Source organism: Gallaecimonas kandeliae (assembly GCF_030450055.1).
Taxonomy (GTDB): domain Bacteria; phylum Pseudomonadota; class Gammaproteobacteria; order Enterobacterales; family Gallaecimonadaceae; genus Gallaecimonas; species Gallaecimonas kandeliae.
Window position 1 is genome coordinate 66393 of record NZ_CP118480.1, and the last position, 14573, is coordinate 80965.

Genomic DNA, 14573 nt, shown 5'->3' on the forward strand with positions numbered 1-14573 from the left:
GGCTTAGTTGAGCTTGACGGCCGGGGCCTTGATCGCCACCAGGGCGCTGCCGTTGACGCTGACGTTGGCCCCCTTGAGGTCGATCTTGCCGCTGGAGTCCATGGTCAGGCTGGAGGAGCCACACTTGATGGTGATCTTGTCGCCGGCCTCTATGGTGATGGTCTTGCCGACCTTGACCTTCTGCAGGCCCGTCACTTCCAGGCTGTCGTCGTTGCCGACCTTGGCCTTGCGGTCGTTGTCTACCTGTTCGCTGTGGTCGTTCTCGACGTGGACGGCCTGGTCCTTCTCGGCATGGATGATCAGCTGTTCCTTGCCCTTGGTGTCGACGAAACGGATCTCGTTGAAGTTGGCGTCGCCGCCGCCCTTGGTGGAGCGGCTGCGGATCCCCGAGTGCTCCTTGTTGGCCTTTGTGGCGTAGGGCAGGGCGTTTTCGCCGTTGTAGACGGAGCCGGTGATGATCGGCTGGTCGGGGTCGCCGCCGAGGAACTCCACCAGCACCTCCTGGCCGACCCGTGGCAGAAACTGGGCGCCGAAGCCCTTGCCGGCCCAGCCCTGGGCGACCCGGATCCAGCAGGAGCTGTTCTCGTCGAACTTGCCTTCCCTGTCCCAGTGGAACTGCACCTTGATGCGGCCGAACTCGTCGGTGTGGATCTCCTCGCCCTTGAGCCCCGTGACCTTGGCGGTCTGGGCGCCGGCGATCAGCGGCTTCTGCAGCTGGCGGGGGCGGTAGAGCACCTCGGCCGGCATGGCCTGGAACTGGTTGGCGAAGTAGTGCTCGCCGCCGTGATCCCCCGCCTCGCTGTTGGAGGGCACGGACGCCGTCATCACATAGTCGGTGATGACGAAGGCCTTGCCCTCCATGGCCTTGTTCTCGTGCTCGTCGAAGCTGAACTTGAGGCCGGCGCCGAAGGAGCGGCAGTTGGAGGTGCCGGTAAAACTCTCGGCGTCCTGGGCCAGGGCGTTGAGCTGCACCGGGGCCAGGGCCTCCGTCTTGTCCTTGAGGGGATCCTCGCCCAGGTATTCGAACAGCTCCCTGGGCTGCAGGCTGGCCCCCGGCACCTTGGCCTTGGCGTTGCCGATGTTGTACTGGCTGGGCTTGGTGAAGTCGAAGCTGCGCTGCACCAGGCTGGCGACTGTGGCGCCGGCGCCGCAGAACCACTGGTAGACGTGGGCCTCGCCGTGGTCGCCGCTGCGGTAGTCCACCTTTTCTTCCAGGGCCTTGGCGTAGGCCTCTGTCTGGTCGGCCAGCACCAGCTCGTGGCTGCCCTGGTCGTGGCGGAAGAAGCTGAAGATCCCTTCCTTGGCCAGCAGCCGCCTACAGAAGTCCCAGTCGGACTCGTTGTATTGCACGCAGTAGTCGTAATTGGGGTAGGACCCCAGCTTGGCGGTGTTGAGTTTGACCCCGTGTTCCCCAAGCACTTTTTTCACGATCGCCACCGAGCTTAGCTGCTGGAAGATGCGGCAGTTGACCCTCTGGGTGGCGAACCAGGCGCGGGGCACCAGGCTGGCCTCGTAGCGCAGCCCTTCGCTGTTGTGCATGGGCCTGCCCAGCTCGCGGATCCTGTTGATGTGACCGTGGAAAAAGCGCTCCTTGGCGCCGGCCTGGTCGCTCAGGGCCAGGCTGATGGTGACCCCTTCGCCGATCAGGGCGTCCAGCTTGGGCAGCCGCTGGTTGGCGACGAAGGTGACGGTGATGGCGAACAGCGCGCAAAGCCGCTCCTCGACCTGCACCCTCTCCAGCACCAGGGCGTCCTTACCCAGGGAGCTGTGCATCTTCAGGTAATGGTATTGCTGTTCCTTGCTCATGGTGACTCTGCCATCCGTTGAAGGTGGGAGGGCCGAAGCCCTCCCGGGAGACGAAGACGAGCAGATTTAGATCTGCTGGCCTTTGACGCCGCTGTAGCCGTAGACCAGCGGAGCCTGGACGTTGTTTTTGTCGTCGGTCGGGGTGACGGTCATGGTCATCTCGGTGTAGGAGATGGTCATGGTTTCCACCGGGCGGTCACCGGAGATGGAGACGGAGTAGTTGGAGATCATGGCGTCGGTCAGCTCGATCTTCATGATTTCTTCGATCTTCTCGCCCTGCTTGGTGACGTGGAAGGTGGCCTTCTTGCCCTTGCCGACAGTGGCTTCCTTGAACAGGTCGGTGGAGGCCTTGTCCTGCAGTTTGGTGATGGTGATGTCGCCCAGACGGGTGGCGGAGGCCTCGCGGTCCATGGCGGTACCGGTGTAGGAGGAGATCTCACGGTGAACGTTGAAGTCCATGGACAGCACTGTGATCATGTCCTTGTACTGATCAGCAGTGGCTTCGCCTTTGACGCCTTCGTAGTCCAGGTAAGTATTGGCTTGCATGGTATTGCTCCTTTCAGTGCGAGTTACGTCCTGTAATGAGGACAAGTTGATCCGTTTGGCCCCTTGCCGCACGGAATCTTACTGATCAGTGGACGGCGACCCTGAGTTGGTCGTCCTCCACCGATAGTTCCACCCTGACAACGGGGCTGTCCCCGGCCACCTTGGCCAGGATCTGCTCGGACATGCCGGGCAGCAGCTCCCGCTGCAGTATCTGTTGGATGTTGCGGGCGCCGCTGCTGGCCTCCTGGCAGCGGGCCACTATGGCCTCCACCACCTCGGGGCCATGGTGCAGTTCGGCGCCGTGGTGCCGGCGGACGCGGTCCGCCACCCTGGCCAGCTGGAGGCCGGTGATCTCGGCCAGCTGCTCCTGGCCCAGGGGCTGGTAGGGCAGCACTGTGGTGCGGCCCAGGAAGGCGGGTTTGAAGATGGCCAGCAGGTCGTCCCAGATGGCTTCCTTGAGCTTGTCCGGGGCCGGCGCCGTCAGCGGATCGGCAAAGAGGTCGCTGATGGTCTCGCTGGCGGCGTTGGAGGTCATCAGGATCAGGGTGTTCTTGAAGTCCACGTCCTGGCCCTCGCCGTCCCGCAGCACCCCCTTGTCGAACACCTGGTAGAAGATGTCCTGGACGCCGGGGTGGGCCTTCTCCATCTCGTCCAGCAGGATCACGCTGTAGGGCTTGCGGCGCACGGCGTTGGTGAGGACGCCGCCCTCGCCGTAGCCGACGTAGCCGGCCGGCGAGCCCAGCAGCTGGGACACCTTGTGCTCTTCCTTGAACTCCGACATGTTGATGACGGTGATGTTGGCTTCGCTGCCGTAGACCTGCTCGGCCAGGGCCAGGGCCGTCTCCGTCTTGCCGACGCCGCTGGGGCCGGCCAGCAGGAAGACCCCCATGGGTTTCTTCTCGTCGCCGAGGTTGGCGCGGGCGATGCGCACCGTGCGGGCTATCTCGTCCAAGGCGTGGTCCTGGCCGCGCACCCGTTCCTTGAGCCGGCCGTCCAGGGCCAGGATGCTGGCCACCTCGTCGGCCTGCATGCGGCCCAGGGGGATGCCGGTCCAGTCGGCCAGCACCTCGGCCACCAGCTGTTCGTCCACCTGCCAGTGCACCATGGGCTCGACCCGCTCTGAGAGCTGGGCACGCAGGGCGTTGAGGCGGGCCAGCAGCTCCTGGTTCTCCTCTTTCCCCAGCTGGTCGCGCAGGGCGCTGGCTTCCATCACCAGGGCCTGTTCGGCTTCCCAGGCGGTCTGCAGTTCGGCCACCTTGGCCTGGGCTCCCGCGATCTGGCCGCCCAGCTGGTCGCGGCGCTGGCTGTGGTCGATGCCGGCGCGGGCTTCCTTGTCCAGCACGGCCGCCTCCGTCTCCAGGGCCTGCAGCCTGGCCTGGACCCGCTCCAGGGCGGTGGGGATGCCGGCCTGGCTCATGGCCACCCGGGCGCAGGCGGTGTCCAGCAGGGCCACCGCCTTGTCCGGCAGCTGGCGGTCGGCCAGGTAGCGCTTGGACAGGGTGACGGTGGCGCGGGCGGCGTCGTCGCCGATGCTGACGCCGTGGTGGGCTTCCAAGGTCGGCAGCAGGCCGCGAAGTATCTGTACCGCCACTTCCTCGCTGGGCTCCTCCACCTTGACCACCTGGAAGCGGCGGGTCAGGGCGGCGTCCTTCTCGAAGTACTTCTTGTATTCGGCCCAGGTGGTGGCCGCTATGGTGCGCAGCTCGCCGCGGGCCAAGGCCGGCTTGAGCAGGTTGGCGGCGTCGTTCTGGCCGGCGCTGCCGCCGGCTCCCACCATGTTGTGGGCCTCGTCGATGAACAGCAGCACAGGATCGATGGAGGCCTTCACCTCCTCGATGACGCCCTTGAGGCGGTTCTCGAACTCGCCTTTGACACCGGCGCCGGCCTGCAGCAGGGCCAGGTCCAGGGTCAGCAGCCTGGCCTTCTTGAGGGCGTCGGGCACCAGGCCGGCGGCGATGCGCTGGGCCAGGCCTTCCACCACGGCCGTCTTGCCGACCCCGGCCTCGCCGGTGAGGATGGGGTTGTTCTGGCGGCGGCGGCTGAGGATGTCTACCATCTGGCGGATTTCGTCATCCCGGCCCAGCACCGGGTCCAGCAGGCCGTCTCTGGCCTGTTGGGTGAGGTCGATGGTGAACTGGCCCAGGGCCTGTTCCTTGCGGGGCCCCTGGCCGGGACGGGGGGCGGCCTGGCCCAGCTCGGCCTTGATGGCGTCCCAGTCCCCCAGCAGCCGCTGCGGGTCCAGCTTGTCCAGCTCCTTGGCGTGGCGGGTGCAGAGGGCGGCCATGGCGGCGTCATTGAGCAGGCTGTAGAGCAAGGTGGCGCCGCGCATCAGCGGCTCGCCGAACTCGATGCTGGTGTCCAGCCAGCACTGGCGCAGCAGGTCCACCAGCCGCGGCGACAGGGCCGGGGTGGCGCCGTTGCCTGTCTTGAAGCTGGCCAGGGCCTGGTCCAGCTCGGCGGCCAGGCGTTCGCGGCTGAGGCCGAAGCGGGCCAGCACCGTCAGCAGGTCCTGGTCCTCGGCCTCCAGCAGCGCCTTGAGGTAATGCTCCACCTCCACGCTGTGATGGGTGCGCTGGTAGCAAAGCCCCACGGCCCGCTCCAGGGCGTTGCGGGCGGAGTCGGTCATTTTCTCGACCAGGGCTTTCAACGTCATCGATGACATCTTGTTCATCCTTTCCTTGGCTTGAAGCTGAGGGTCAGCTGTTGGTCTGGCCGCGCCAGGGCGGCGATAAAACTGTCTTCCCCGAGGCGGCCCAATTGGCCGAGGCGGCTGCCATTGAGGTCGCCGGCGCGGACCTGCATCCGGTAGCCGACGCTGAGCTGGCGGCCGGCCAGGCGTCCCACCAGGGCGCCGACGGCGGCGCTCAAGCGGCCGCCCGGCAGCAGCTCGGCCAGGGCCTTGCCGTCCTTGGGGTGGAAGCAGAGGGCTATGCCCTGGTCCGCCACCCAGGCGCGGCTGCCGACCATGGCCTCGCCGAGGCGGGCATGTTGGCCCAGCGGCGCCCGGCGGCTGGGCAGGGCGGACTGCTCTTCGGCGGCGACGGGCTTCCAGCCACCCACCAGGGGTTTGAGGGTGACCGCCATGCCGGTCAGGTGGCGCAACGCCCGGCACAAGGTCTGGCCCGAGCAGGCCTGGCGGGCCTGGGCGCCGCCGTAGAGCAGCTGCCAGTGCTGATCGGCGCCGGTCAGGGTGCGCAGCAGGGTGGTGAAGATGTCCTGTTGCTCCCGCTCCTGGTGCACGGCCGGCTGGGTCTTCTCCCAGGCGCGGTAGAAGAGCGACAGCAGCCTGTGGTTGAAGATGTCCAGGAAGTCCTTGAGCTCGGGCGCCTTGTCCTTGAGCTGGGTCAGCACCAGCTCTGTGTAGTGGCTGGGCAGGGCGCCGCGGGCGCCGGTCAGCCCCAAGGTGTTGACGGCCAGCTCGGCCGTGACCAGCCCCTGGTCGTTACGGTCGAAGCGGGCCTGGGCTATGTCCTGGCCGGCGAAACCCATGTGCTGGCTGGTCTTGAAGCGCACCAGCTCCTTGTCCGGCCAGCCGTCGTGGCCGACCCTGTGGTACTGGCCACGGCCTTCGGGGATCTGCCGCTCTATGCGCCAGATCTGCCGGTAGAAGTTGTGCCAGTTGCCGAAGGCCGGGTTGCGGGTCATAGCAGGGCCCTCTCGCCGACCCGGGCCGGCCAGACGTGGTAGTCGCTGTTGTGGCCGGTGAGGCGGATCTTGAGCCGGGTGAAGCTGTTGACCTGGGCGAACTGGGCGAAGAAATGGTCCAGCACGGCCGAGAACAGGAAGACGCTGGCCCCGGCATAGCGCGGTTTGGAGAACTGCACCAGTATGTCGTTGCCCTGGCAGAGGCCGCGGCGCACGCCGCTGCCGACCCTGGCCACGGCCGGGCTGATGCTGACCTTCTCGATGCCGTCGATCAGCGCCTGGGACTCGGGGCTCTGGCGGAAGTCGTGCAGGCGCAGCACCTCCTTGAGGCGCTGGGTGGCCTGGTCGCCGTCGAAATGGTCCAGGGTCAGGTGGCGCAGCAGCTGCCAGCGGCTGGCGCCGTCCAGCTCGGGGCGGACCGGCGCCGTCGGCGCCACCAGGCCCTGGGCCGAGGCCACCATGGACTCCTCGGGGGCGCTGAATTCCGGCTGGCCGCCGCCGAAGGGCAGGTGGGTGGGCTGGTTGCGGTTGGAGCACCAGGCCCGCACCAGCAGCCGCTCGTCTTCCGGCAACTCGTCCAGGCCCTGGGCCTCCAGGCGCCTGTCCACCAGGCTCAGGTAGGTCTCGGTGCCCGGCTCGTATTGGCCGCCGGCCCAGTCGGCGCTGCGCCTGCGGCTGTGCCAGTAGAGGTGGTCGCCGCCCTGCCAGCGGGGATGGCCCATGCCGTAGAAGGGGGCCAGTTCCCGCACCTGCTCACCCTTGACCAGCTCGACCCTGTCGATGCGGATCACCTCGCTCTGCTCGGCACCCTCGTACTGGCGCACCAGCTGGTATTCGTGCTCGTTGTCGGCCAGGGGCACCGGCTCCAGTATGTCCTGGAAGAGGTTGATGACGGGGGCGCAGCAGAGCCGCAGGTGCTCGGGGCGCAGGTTCTTCTCCTGCTCCTCGGAGCCCTGGCGCAGGTAGATGTAGAGGTCCGCTTCCTTCTCGTCGGGCCAATGGCCGGCCAGATCGGAAAGCTCGCCGAACAGGAACTTCTCGGGGAAGAGGAAATGCTCCACCAGCAGCCGGTAGCCGGAAAAACTGCGGTCGCCGTAAGGCACCAGGGCCTCCTCGTCGGAGAAGCCCAGGGGCCGGATCCGGCTGGCCGGGAAGCTGGCCAGCTTGCGGCCGTCGGACAGGGGCACCAGGGCGAAGCCCAGGGCCTGCTGGTGCAGCAGCTCGTAGAGTTCGTGGCTCAAGTGGGTCTGGCCGCTCAGGAAGTACTGCAGCACCGGCAGGTCCAGGGTGGCCAGGGTGGCGTTGAGGCCGGTACAGCGCAGCCTCAGCCTGAGCACCGCCTGGGCGTCCTGCATGCCGGCCGGGCGCGGCGCCTGGAAGGGGGCGTTCTCGAACTTGGCCTCGGCCACCTCTATGGGGGCCAGCAGGGCGCTGGCGCCTGTGCTGAATTCGCAGCGCGGCACCTGTTCGCCGTAGCTCTTGAGGCGGGTGCCCCTCGGCAGCTCCAAGGCCTCCCCCAGGGCGCCGGTGGGCTTGAGGCTGACCACCGACATGGAGGGGATGGGGGCCTGGTAATCGGGGTGCAGGTTGCCCAGCAGTATGTCGCTGAGCTCGGAGAAATCGTCGTCCAGGCGCTGGCGGATCTGGGCGGTCAGGAAGGCGACGCCCTCCAGCAGCCGGGAGACATGGGGATCCTCCACCGCCTCCTCGCTGATGCGCAGGCGGCCGGCCACCTTGGGGTACTGGCGGGCAAACTCGGCCCCCTGGCGGCGCAGGTAGGCCAATTCGCGGTTGTAATACTTGAGCAGCGTCTCGCTCATCGCTCGTTATCCTGCAGTGTCACGGACAGGTTCAAGGGCTCCAGCTCGGAGTCGAAGGACACCGGCGTCGGCACGGGTGCGGCCAGCAGCACGGCGTCGATGCGCAGCCGCAGCACCCTGTCCAGGGGCGCGTCCTTGTCGCGCAGCGACACCTGCACCTGGGCCAGGCGCGGCTCGAAGCGGCCTATGGTTTCCTGCACCTCTTCGCACAGCCAGCGGCGGCCGTCCTCGGTGCTCATCTCCATGACGGTGAAGTCGGGCAGGCCGTAGCCCAGGGTGGACTTGGCCAGCTCGGGGTATTGCTTGCCGAGCGGCAACCAGGAGCGCCTGGCGTTAAGCAGGTTCTCCAGGTCCCGGCGCAGCGCCTGGCGCAGCAGGGCCAGGTTCTGGCGGCGGCTTTCGCCGTCCACCAGCCTGTCCAGCAGGCTCAGGTGCACTGCCTGTTCAGCCGGCATGGGCAGCCTCTTCCAGCCTCTCCAGGCTGCGCAGTGAACCCAGGGGCAGGGCCTCGTCCCCCAGCAGCAGCAGCTTCTGGCCGAGGCCCGTGACCAGGGCCGGGCCGTGCTCCTGCCAGTCGGTCTCGCGGCCGAGCTGCTGGTCTTCGTTCTGGTTGGCCACATAGACCAGGGGCAGGAAGACCTCGCCCTGGCGCTCGTCGGCCAATGTGACGGTGGCGCGGCGCCAGATCATCTCCACCGGCGAGGCGGGGGCGTGCAGCTCCAGCAGCCGGATCTGGTGCCACTGCCAGAGGTAGTAGTGGCCGTCGGTGCCCAGGCCTTCGACGAAGGGGCCCAGGCTGTCGTCGCAGTCGCGGATCTCGCCCTTGGCGTCGCCGGCCTGGAAATGGACGGGCTGGCGGGCCTGTTCCAGGGCTTCGGCGGCCTCGGCGGCCTGGTCCAGCTCGCCCTGGTGCAGGTGCAGGTTGAGGGCCAGCAACGCCTCCAGGGCCGGGCTGGGCTCGGCCTTGACGCCGTCGGCAAGGCGGCCTTCGCGCAGGGCCAGGCGGGCCTGTTGGGCGCGGATCAGCTGGCGCAGGTTGAGGGCGCCGGGGATCCAGTCGGGGTTGCGCTTGACCAGCACCGCCAGGGCGTCGTCGGCCCGCTCCAAGTCGCCTGCCAGGCACAGCAGTTCCACCAGGGCGGCGCGCAGCTCGACCTGGGCCGGGTTGTGGCGTATCGCCTGTTGCAGGGCCTCTATGGCGCTGTTGAGTTGGCCCTTGGCCAGCAAATCCTTGATTACTTTCATCGTCCTTTCCCTAGGCACCCTGTGCCGGTGTCAATTCCGTCACCAGCTTGACGCCGGTCACCATCTGATCGAGCTGGAAGTGGGGCTGCAGCCGGATCACCGAGTAATAGCGGCCCGGCTCGCCGGCCCGCTCCTTGACCTGGACCCTGGCCTCCCGCAGCGGGAAGCGGGAGCGCATCTCGTCCGTGGCGCCCTCGCTGGCCATGGTGTAGCCATGCAGCCAGCGCTGCAGCTGGCTCTCGCACTCCTGGGGGGTGCGGTAGCCGCCGACCCTGTCCCGCCCCATCACCTTGAGGTAGTGGGCGAAGCGCGACACGCACAGCGTGTAGTGCAGCATCGCCGACAGCCTGGCGCTGATCTGGGCGCCGGCCTCCTGGTAGCGGGCCGGCCGCTGCACCGAGGGCACAGAGGGCATCAGCAGCATGCCGGTGTTGGCCAGGGGCAGCAGCGGCAGGAAGCCCTCGTCGGCCAGTATCTTTTCCATGCGGTCCGTCACCTGCCAGTTCACCGGGCTGCGCCCGGGGTGGAAGCCGCCGGTGACGGCGCTAAGGGCCGGCAGGTTGTCGATGACGCCGTGGGCCACCTGGCCGGCGCGGTAGCCGCGGATCTGCGAGAACCAGCCGGACTGGCAGAAGGCGCGGATCGCCACAGTGCCGACCCCGAAACAGGCCGGCCCCCAGAGGTGATCGGCTTCGCGCTCCTGATGCTCGCGAAAGCGAAAGCCCTCTGGCCCCTGGCCCCGCTCCCGGTAGGGCGGGCGCATCAGGATGCCGGGCAGGGCCAGCCCCAGGAAACGGGCCTCCTCCATATCCCTGAGCGAGCGCCACTTGGCCAGCTCGGGGGCGTTGAAGTGGCTCTCCAGCTCCCGCACCCCGGTCAGATCCTGGAAGCTGTCCACCCCGAACAGGCTGGGGTCGGCGTTCAATATCAGCGGCGCGAAGGCCGCCGCCGCCACCCGGCTCAGTTCCTTGAGGCTGTCCAGGTTGGTGACGCCGCCCTGGTTGCGGTGGCTGACGGCGTAGGCCCCCAGCAGCAGCCCGAAGGGTTCGCCCCCCGGGGTGCCGAATTCGTCCGAATAGATCTTGGCGAAGAGCCGGGACTGGTCGAACTCCATGGCCTTGTGCAGGTCCTTGGACAGTTCCTGCCAGTCCAGATCCAGCACCTTGACCTTGACCTGGTCGTCGCCGTCGTCCTGTGCGGCCTGCTCAGTCAGCAGCCAAAGGCCGCGCCAGTTGGCTTCCAGGGCCTGGAAGTCAGACTGGTGCAGGATGGCGTTGAGCTGCTCATTGAGAAGGTCGTCCAGCAGGTTGAGGCTGGTCGCCAGCAGGGCCTTGACCCCTTGCTGGCGCCAGCGCTTGGCCGGATCTACCCGGCCAAGCCACAGCAGCAGTGCCTGCAGGGCGTCGTGCTCCGCCGAGACCCGCTTCATGAAGGCCAGGTCCGGCAGGGCCGGCCTGGCTTCGGGGGTGGCGAAGTAATCCTTGGCGACGAACTGCAATGCCGCTGACATGCTGCTTTCCTGCCTTAACCGCCTATCTCGGGGATCTTGGCCACCAGGCGCAGGGAGGTGGTCAGTTCCTCCATCTGCAGCCAGGGGCGCAGCCAGGCCACGGCGTTGTAGGAGCCGGGCTGGCCGGGGATCTCCCGGACCTGGACCTTGGCGTCGGCCAGGGGGTACTTGGCGCGGATCTCCTGGCCACCGCCCTCTGAGGCGTTGACGTAGCCGAGGATCCAGCGGTTCAGCCAGGATTCCACGTCCTGGGCCTCCATGAAGGAGCCGATCTTGTCGCGGGCCATCACCTTGAGGTAATGGGCGAAGCGGGAAGTGGCCATCATGTAGGGCAGCCTGGCCGAGATAGCGGCGTTGGCGGTGGCGTCCGGGTTATCGTACTTCTTGGGCTTCTGGCAGCTCTGGGCACCGAAGAAGACCGCGTAGTCGGTGTTCTTGTAGTGGCACAGGGGCAGGAAGCCCAGCTTGCCCAGTTCGGCCTCGCGGCGGTCGGTGATGCCGATCTCGGTGGGGCACATCAGGTCCGGGTCGCCGTCGTCGCTGGTGAAGACGTGGGTCGGCAGGCCCTCGACCTTGCCACCGCCCTCGGCGCCGCGGATGGCGGTGCAGAAGCCGTACTTGGCGAAGGCCTGGGTCATGCGGGTACCCATGACGTAGGCGGCGTTCATCCAGCAGTAGTCGTCGTGGGCCGTGTTGACCGACATGCCGGACTTGGCGTCCACCTCGAATTCCTCGAAGCCGAATTCCTCTATGGGCCTGGTGGCCTCGCCGTAGGGCAGGCGCGCCAGCACCCGCGGCATGGTCAGGGTCACGAAGCGGGCGTCTTCGGAGTCGCGGAAGGAGCGCCACTTGGTGTATTCGAGGGACTCGAACACCTTCTCCAGGTCGCGGGGCTTGCTCAGCTCCGTCCAGGCGTCGAAGCCGAACAGGGAGGGGGAAGCCGAGGACAGGAAGGGGCAGAAGCCGGCGGCCGCCACGTTGGACATCAGGCCCAGGGTCTCGATGTCGTTGGGGTGGTTGCTGAACTCGTAGTCGCCGATGATGGCGCCGTAGGGCTCGCCGCCCGGGGTGCCGAACTCGGACTCGTAGACCTTCTTGAACACCTGGCTCTGGTCGAACTCGACGGCCTTGGAGAGATCCTTGTGCAGCTCCTTCTTGCTCATGTTGAGCATGCGGATCTTGAGGGTGGCGCTGGTCTCGCTGTTCATCACCAGGTGGTTGAGGCCGCGCCAGGAGCCTTCCAGCTTCTGGAACTCCTCGTGGTGCATGATCTCGGACAGCTGGCCGGAGATCATCTGGTCCAGCTGCTTGATGGCCTCGTTGAAGGTGACGGTGAGGTTCTTGTTCCAAGTGACGGTGCCTTTCATCGCCTCCTCGGCGAGGGTGCGGATCAGCTCCTCGGCACGGCTGGACTCTGTCTGCTTGGTGGCACCTATGGCCTGTTCCAGCAGCGACAGGTTGACGCCTTCCTCGACCAGGGCTTCGGCAGCGACTTGCTGTTCTGCGCTCATTCCTTGTCCTCCCCTTCGGTGGCCAGTTCCTGGGCCAGTTTCTGCAGTTCGTCAGAGTTGTTGAGCACCCGCTCCAGCAGGTTCTCCAGCTCTTCGGAGCGGTCGACCTTGGTCATCAGGTCCCGCAGCTTGTTGCGGGTTTCCATCAGCTGGCGCAGCGGCTCCACCTGGTTGACCACGGCCGCCGGTTCGAAATCGGCCATGGCGTTGAACCTGAGTTCCACGGCCATCTGCGAGTCGTCGCCGGACAGCTTGTTGTCGACCTTGAACTGGATCTGCGGCGCCATGCGGCGCAGCACGTCGTCGAAGTTGTCGCGGTCGATCTGGATGAAACGCCTGTCCTTGAGCGGCTTGAGGTCGTTGTTGTTGTTACCCGAGAAGTCGCCCATGACGCCGACCACGAAGGGCAATTCCTTCTTGACCATGGCGCCTTCGGTCTCGACGTCGTAGGTGATGTGGACCCGAGGCTTGCGGACCCGGGCGAGCTTGTTGTGAATGCTGTCCATGTCTTCGTCTCCTTAAGCAGTTCACAGAAAAAACGGGCCTAGCCCTGGGCCTCCGAGGCCGGTACGCCGGTCAAACGGCAGAAGCCCTGGCGGGCGCCGTTGTCGTCGATCAGCTCGTTCATCAGCTCGGGCAACGACAGCCGGCTCCAGCGGATGGCCTGCTCTATGGCGTAGGACACGGGGGAATGGGGTTCGGTCTGGCGGAAAAAATCGGCCAGCTTGCGCAGCTGCTCCACGGCCTGGTCGCGGCTCTGGATGGCGACCCGGATCGGGTCCAGGTCGCTGGCGGCAGGGGCCTGCCCTGGTTCGGCCGCAGCCTCGCCGCCGTCCTCGGGCTGCGCCAGTTCCTGGGCCGGGGCGGCCGAGGCCAGCAGCTCCTTGAGCCGTTCGCCGCCCTGGAAATTGAAGGCGTCCAGGCAGCGCTGCAGTGCCTTGGCGATGCGGGTGGTGGGCTGGGGTTCGCCGCTTCGGTCGTCCAGCACCTGGGCCAGGGCCTGGTAGGCGGCGATGGCCGCTTGCAGCTGGCGGTAGTTGCCCAGCAGCTCGCCGTCGGGGGTCTCGCGCACCGCCTGGGTCAGCATCTCGTTGCTGACGGCGCCGGCCTTGACGCGCTGCTCGGCCTTGTCGGCGCTCAGGCGGCCTATCTCGGCGGCCTGCTCGCAGTGCCAGGCGGCCAAGGCCTCGCCGTCACCGCTGTGGAAGAGGGGGACGCTGAGGATGGGCTGGATCAGGGTGCCGTCGCCGTCCAGGCCGTTGAGGCCGGCCAGGGCCGCCAGGCGGGTGGCGACGCCGTCCTCGTCCGGCATGGGGTGCAGGGCGTCCCAGTGCTGTTCGATGAGCTGGTGGGCCAGGTCGAAGCCGGCGGCCAGGCCGGCAAAGCCGTACTCGCGGCACAGGCCCTCGATCAGCCAGGCCACCAGCTCCAGGTCCTTGGAACGGCCCTGGAGTATGGCCGGCACCTGGCGGACCAGCTCCCGCCACTGCTCGGGCGACTGGAAGTCGTCGTCCATCAGCTTGTGGCGTTCCTGGGCACGGGCCTGGTTGCGGATGTCTTTGAGGGTGAAATAAGGAGACTCGGGCGAAACATCCTCGCGGGTATCGTCACCGCAGGGGTTTTCATCCGAAACAGGCGCCAACAACGCCTCTATGTCAAAAAGGGAAGTGGAATTCACGAGCCATCCTTAGCCAAAAAAAGTCCACCGTTATCTAAAAACGGGAACCGTCACATCGTCATTCTGATTCAGTGCCGAAACAGGGTAACAATCATTTTCTACTTTAACAAGAATACAGGTGATGTTGTCTTTCGATTTCTTGACCAAAGCCGCATGCATTATTGCCATAGAAGCTTCATCTAATTTGCCTTCCCGGATAAAGGATTCGAGTTCCAAGGTTTTAAATTCTTTGGAAATTCCGTCGCTGCAAAGGAGGAAAACATCCCCTTCCTGGAGGGGGCCGCTGAGGCTGTCCACCTCCAGATCTTCGTCGACGCCAACGGCCCTGGTGATGACGTGGGCCAGGGGGTGCGACTCGGCCTGATCCTCAGTGATGACGCCCTCTTCGACCATGTCTGCCACCTGGCTGTGGTCGCGGCTGAGCTGGCGGAGTTGGCCGTCCCTGAGCAGGTAGCAGCGGCTGTCGCCGACCCAGAAGAGGTGAAATTCACCCTCATTTATCATCAAGGATACGACGGTGGAGCCGACGGTTTGGTCGTCAAGAAATTGCTTTCCGTATAGTCGTATTTTCTGATTTGCCTTTTTTAATGCATCGGTAATTTTGAGTGGCGTTAATTTGCCTTTTTCTAATTGCCTTATTTCCGAATCGACGGTGTCGCAAATTAACTGGCTGGCAACATCACCAGCTTGATATCCACCCATGCCGTCTGCAACAACCCAGACATTTAATTCCCTGAATTCCAGGAATGCATCTTCGTTATGATCCCGGGTTCCACCCCTGTGAGTAAAACCGGTTGAATTTATACGCATTT

General features: G+C 66.0%; 12 protein-coding genes. All 12 read right to left on the reverse strand.

The genetic code is table 11. The features are described 5' to 3' along the window. Nucleotides 1-3: 3 nt before the first annotated feature. The 12 genes from PVT67_RS00305 to PVT67_RS00360 all read right to left on the reverse strand — a co-directional run bounded on the left by PVT67_RS00305 (nucleotide 4) and on the right by PVT67_RS00360 (nucleotide 14571). Entirely contained in the window at nucleotides 4-1806 is a 1803-nt protein-coding gene (locus tag PVT67_RS00305; protein ID WP_301496624.1) for a type VI secretion system Vgr family protein, read from the reverse strand. 66 nt (nucleotides 1807-1872) lie between these two features. Next, a complete protein-coding gene (locus PVT67_RS00310) occupies nucleotides 1873-2352 on the reverse strand; it encodes an Hcp family type VI secretion system effector (RefSeq protein WP_301496626.1) in 480 nt (159 codons plus the stop codon). An 85-nt stretch (nucleotides 2353-2437) separates the two neighbouring features. Next, nucleotides 2438-5023 (reverse strand): type VI secretion system ATPase TssH, encoded by a 2586-nt coding sequence (gene tssH, locus PVT67_RS00315; protein ID WP_336407788.1) that lies wholly within the window; start codon nucleotides 5021-5023, stop codon nucleotides 2438-2440. Then, complete coding sequence (tssG, locus tag PVT67_RS00320; protein ID WP_301496629.1) at nucleotides 5020-5997, reverse strand: type VI secretion system baseplate subunit TssG; 978 nt, start codon at nucleotides 5995-5997, stop codon at nucleotides 5020-5022. Before tssG ends, tssH begins: the two co-directional genes overlap by 4 nt. Next, nucleotides 5994-7817 carry a type VI secretion system baseplate subunit TssF gene (gene tssF, locus PVT67_RS00325; RefSeq protein ID WP_301496631.1) on the reverse strand — a complete coding sequence of 608 codons (1824 nt, stop codon included), beginning with the start codon at nucleotides 7815-7817 and terminating at the stop codon, nucleotides 5994-5996. Before tssF ends, tssG begins: the two co-directional genes overlap by 4 nt. Then, a complete protein-coding gene (tssE, locus tag PVT67_RS00330) occupies nucleotides 7814-8272 on the reverse strand; it encodes a type VI secretion system baseplate subunit TssE (protein ID WP_301496633.1) in 459 nt (152 codons plus the stop codon). Before tssE ends, tssF begins: the two co-directional genes overlap by 4 nt. Beyond that, a complete protein-coding gene (locus PVT67_RS00335; RefSeq protein WP_301496636.1) occupies nucleotides 8262-9062 on the reverse strand; it encodes a type VI secretion system accessory protein TagJ in 801 nt (266 codons plus the stop codon). The genes tssE and PVT67_RS00335 overlap by 11 nt, the downstream gene beginning before the upstream one ends. A 10-nt stretch (nucleotides 9063-9072) precedes the next feature. Continuing rightward, a complete protein-coding gene (gene tssC, locus PVT67_RS00340; protein ID WP_301496638.1) occupies nucleotides 9073-10572 on the reverse strand; it encodes a type VI secretion system contractile sheath large subunit in 1500 nt (499 codons plus the stop codon). A 14-nt stretch (nucleotides 10573-10586) separates the two neighbouring features. Continuing rightward, nucleotides 10587-12083: a type VI secretion system contractile sheath large subunit gene (gene tssC / locus PVT67_RS00345; protein WP_301496640.1), complete on the reverse strand. Its 1497-nt coding sequence runs from the start codon at nucleotides 12081-12083 to the stop codon at nucleotides 10587-10589. Further along, nucleotides 12080-12589: a type VI secretion system contractile sheath small subunit gene (gene tssB / locus PVT67_RS00350; protein WP_301496643.1), complete on the reverse strand. Its 510-nt coding sequence runs from the start codon at nucleotides 12587-12589 to the stop codon at nucleotides 12080-12082. The genes tssC (PVT67_RS00345) and tssB overlap by 4 nt, the downstream gene beginning before the upstream one ends. 38 nt (nucleotides 12590-12627) lie before the next feature. Further along, the gene (gene tssA, locus PVT67_RS00355; protein ID WP_301496645.1) at nucleotides 12628-13761 is read right to left on the reverse strand and encodes a type VI secretion system protein TssA; all 1134 of its coding nucleotides are present in this window, start codon (nucleotides 13759-13761) and stop codon (nucleotides 12628-12630) included. Between the two features lie 30 nt (nucleotides 13762-13791). After that, a complete protein-coding gene (locus PVT67_RS00360; protein WP_301496648.1) occupies nucleotides 13792-14571 on the reverse strand; it encodes a PP2C family protein-serine/threonine phosphatase in 780 nt (259 codons plus the stop codon). Nucleotides 14572-14573 lie beyond the last annotated feature (2 nt).

Coding starts and splice junctions, on each gene's coding strand:
- PVT67_RS00305 (WP_301496624.1), bottom strand. CDS start 1,806: ATGAGCAAGGAACAGCAATACCATTACCTGAAGATGCACAGCTCCCTG.
- PVT67_RS00310 (WP_301496626.1), bottom strand. CDS start 2,352: ATGCAAGCCAATACTTACCTGGACTACGAAGGCGTCAAAGGCGAAGCC.
- tssH (WP_336407788.1), bottom strand. CDS start 5,023: ATGAACAAGATGTCATCGATGACGTTGAAAGCCCTGGTCGAGAAAATG.
- tssG (WP_301496629.1), bottom strand. CDS start 5,997: ATGACCCGCAACCCGGCCTTCGGCAACTGGCACAACTTCTACCGGCAG.
- tssF (WP_301496631.1), bottom strand. CDS start 7,817: ATGAGCGAGACGCTGCTCAAGTATTACAACCGCGAATTGGCCTACCTG.
- tssE (WP_301496633.1), bottom strand. CDS start 8,272: ATGCCGGCTGAACAGGCAGTGCACCTGAGCCTGCTGGACAGGCTGGTG.
- PVT67_RS00335 (WP_301496636.1), bottom strand. CDS start 9,062: ATGAAAGTAATCAAGGATTTGCTGGCCAAGGGCCAACTCAACAGCGCC.
- tssC (WP_301496638.1), bottom strand. CDS start 10,572: ATGTCAGCGGCATTGCAGTTCGTCGCCAAGGATTACTTCGCCACCCCC.
- tssC (WP_301496640.1), bottom strand. CDS start 12,083: ATGAGCGCAGAACAGCAAGTCGCTGCCGAAGCCCTGGTCGAGGAAGGC.
- tssB (WP_301496643.1), bottom strand. CDS start 12,589: ATGGACAGCATTCACAACAAGCTCGCCCGGGTCCGCAAGCCTCGGGTC.
- PVT67_RS00360 (WP_301496648.1), bottom strand. CDS start 14,571: ATGCGTATAAATTCAACCGGTTTTACTCACAGGGGTGGAACCCGGGAT.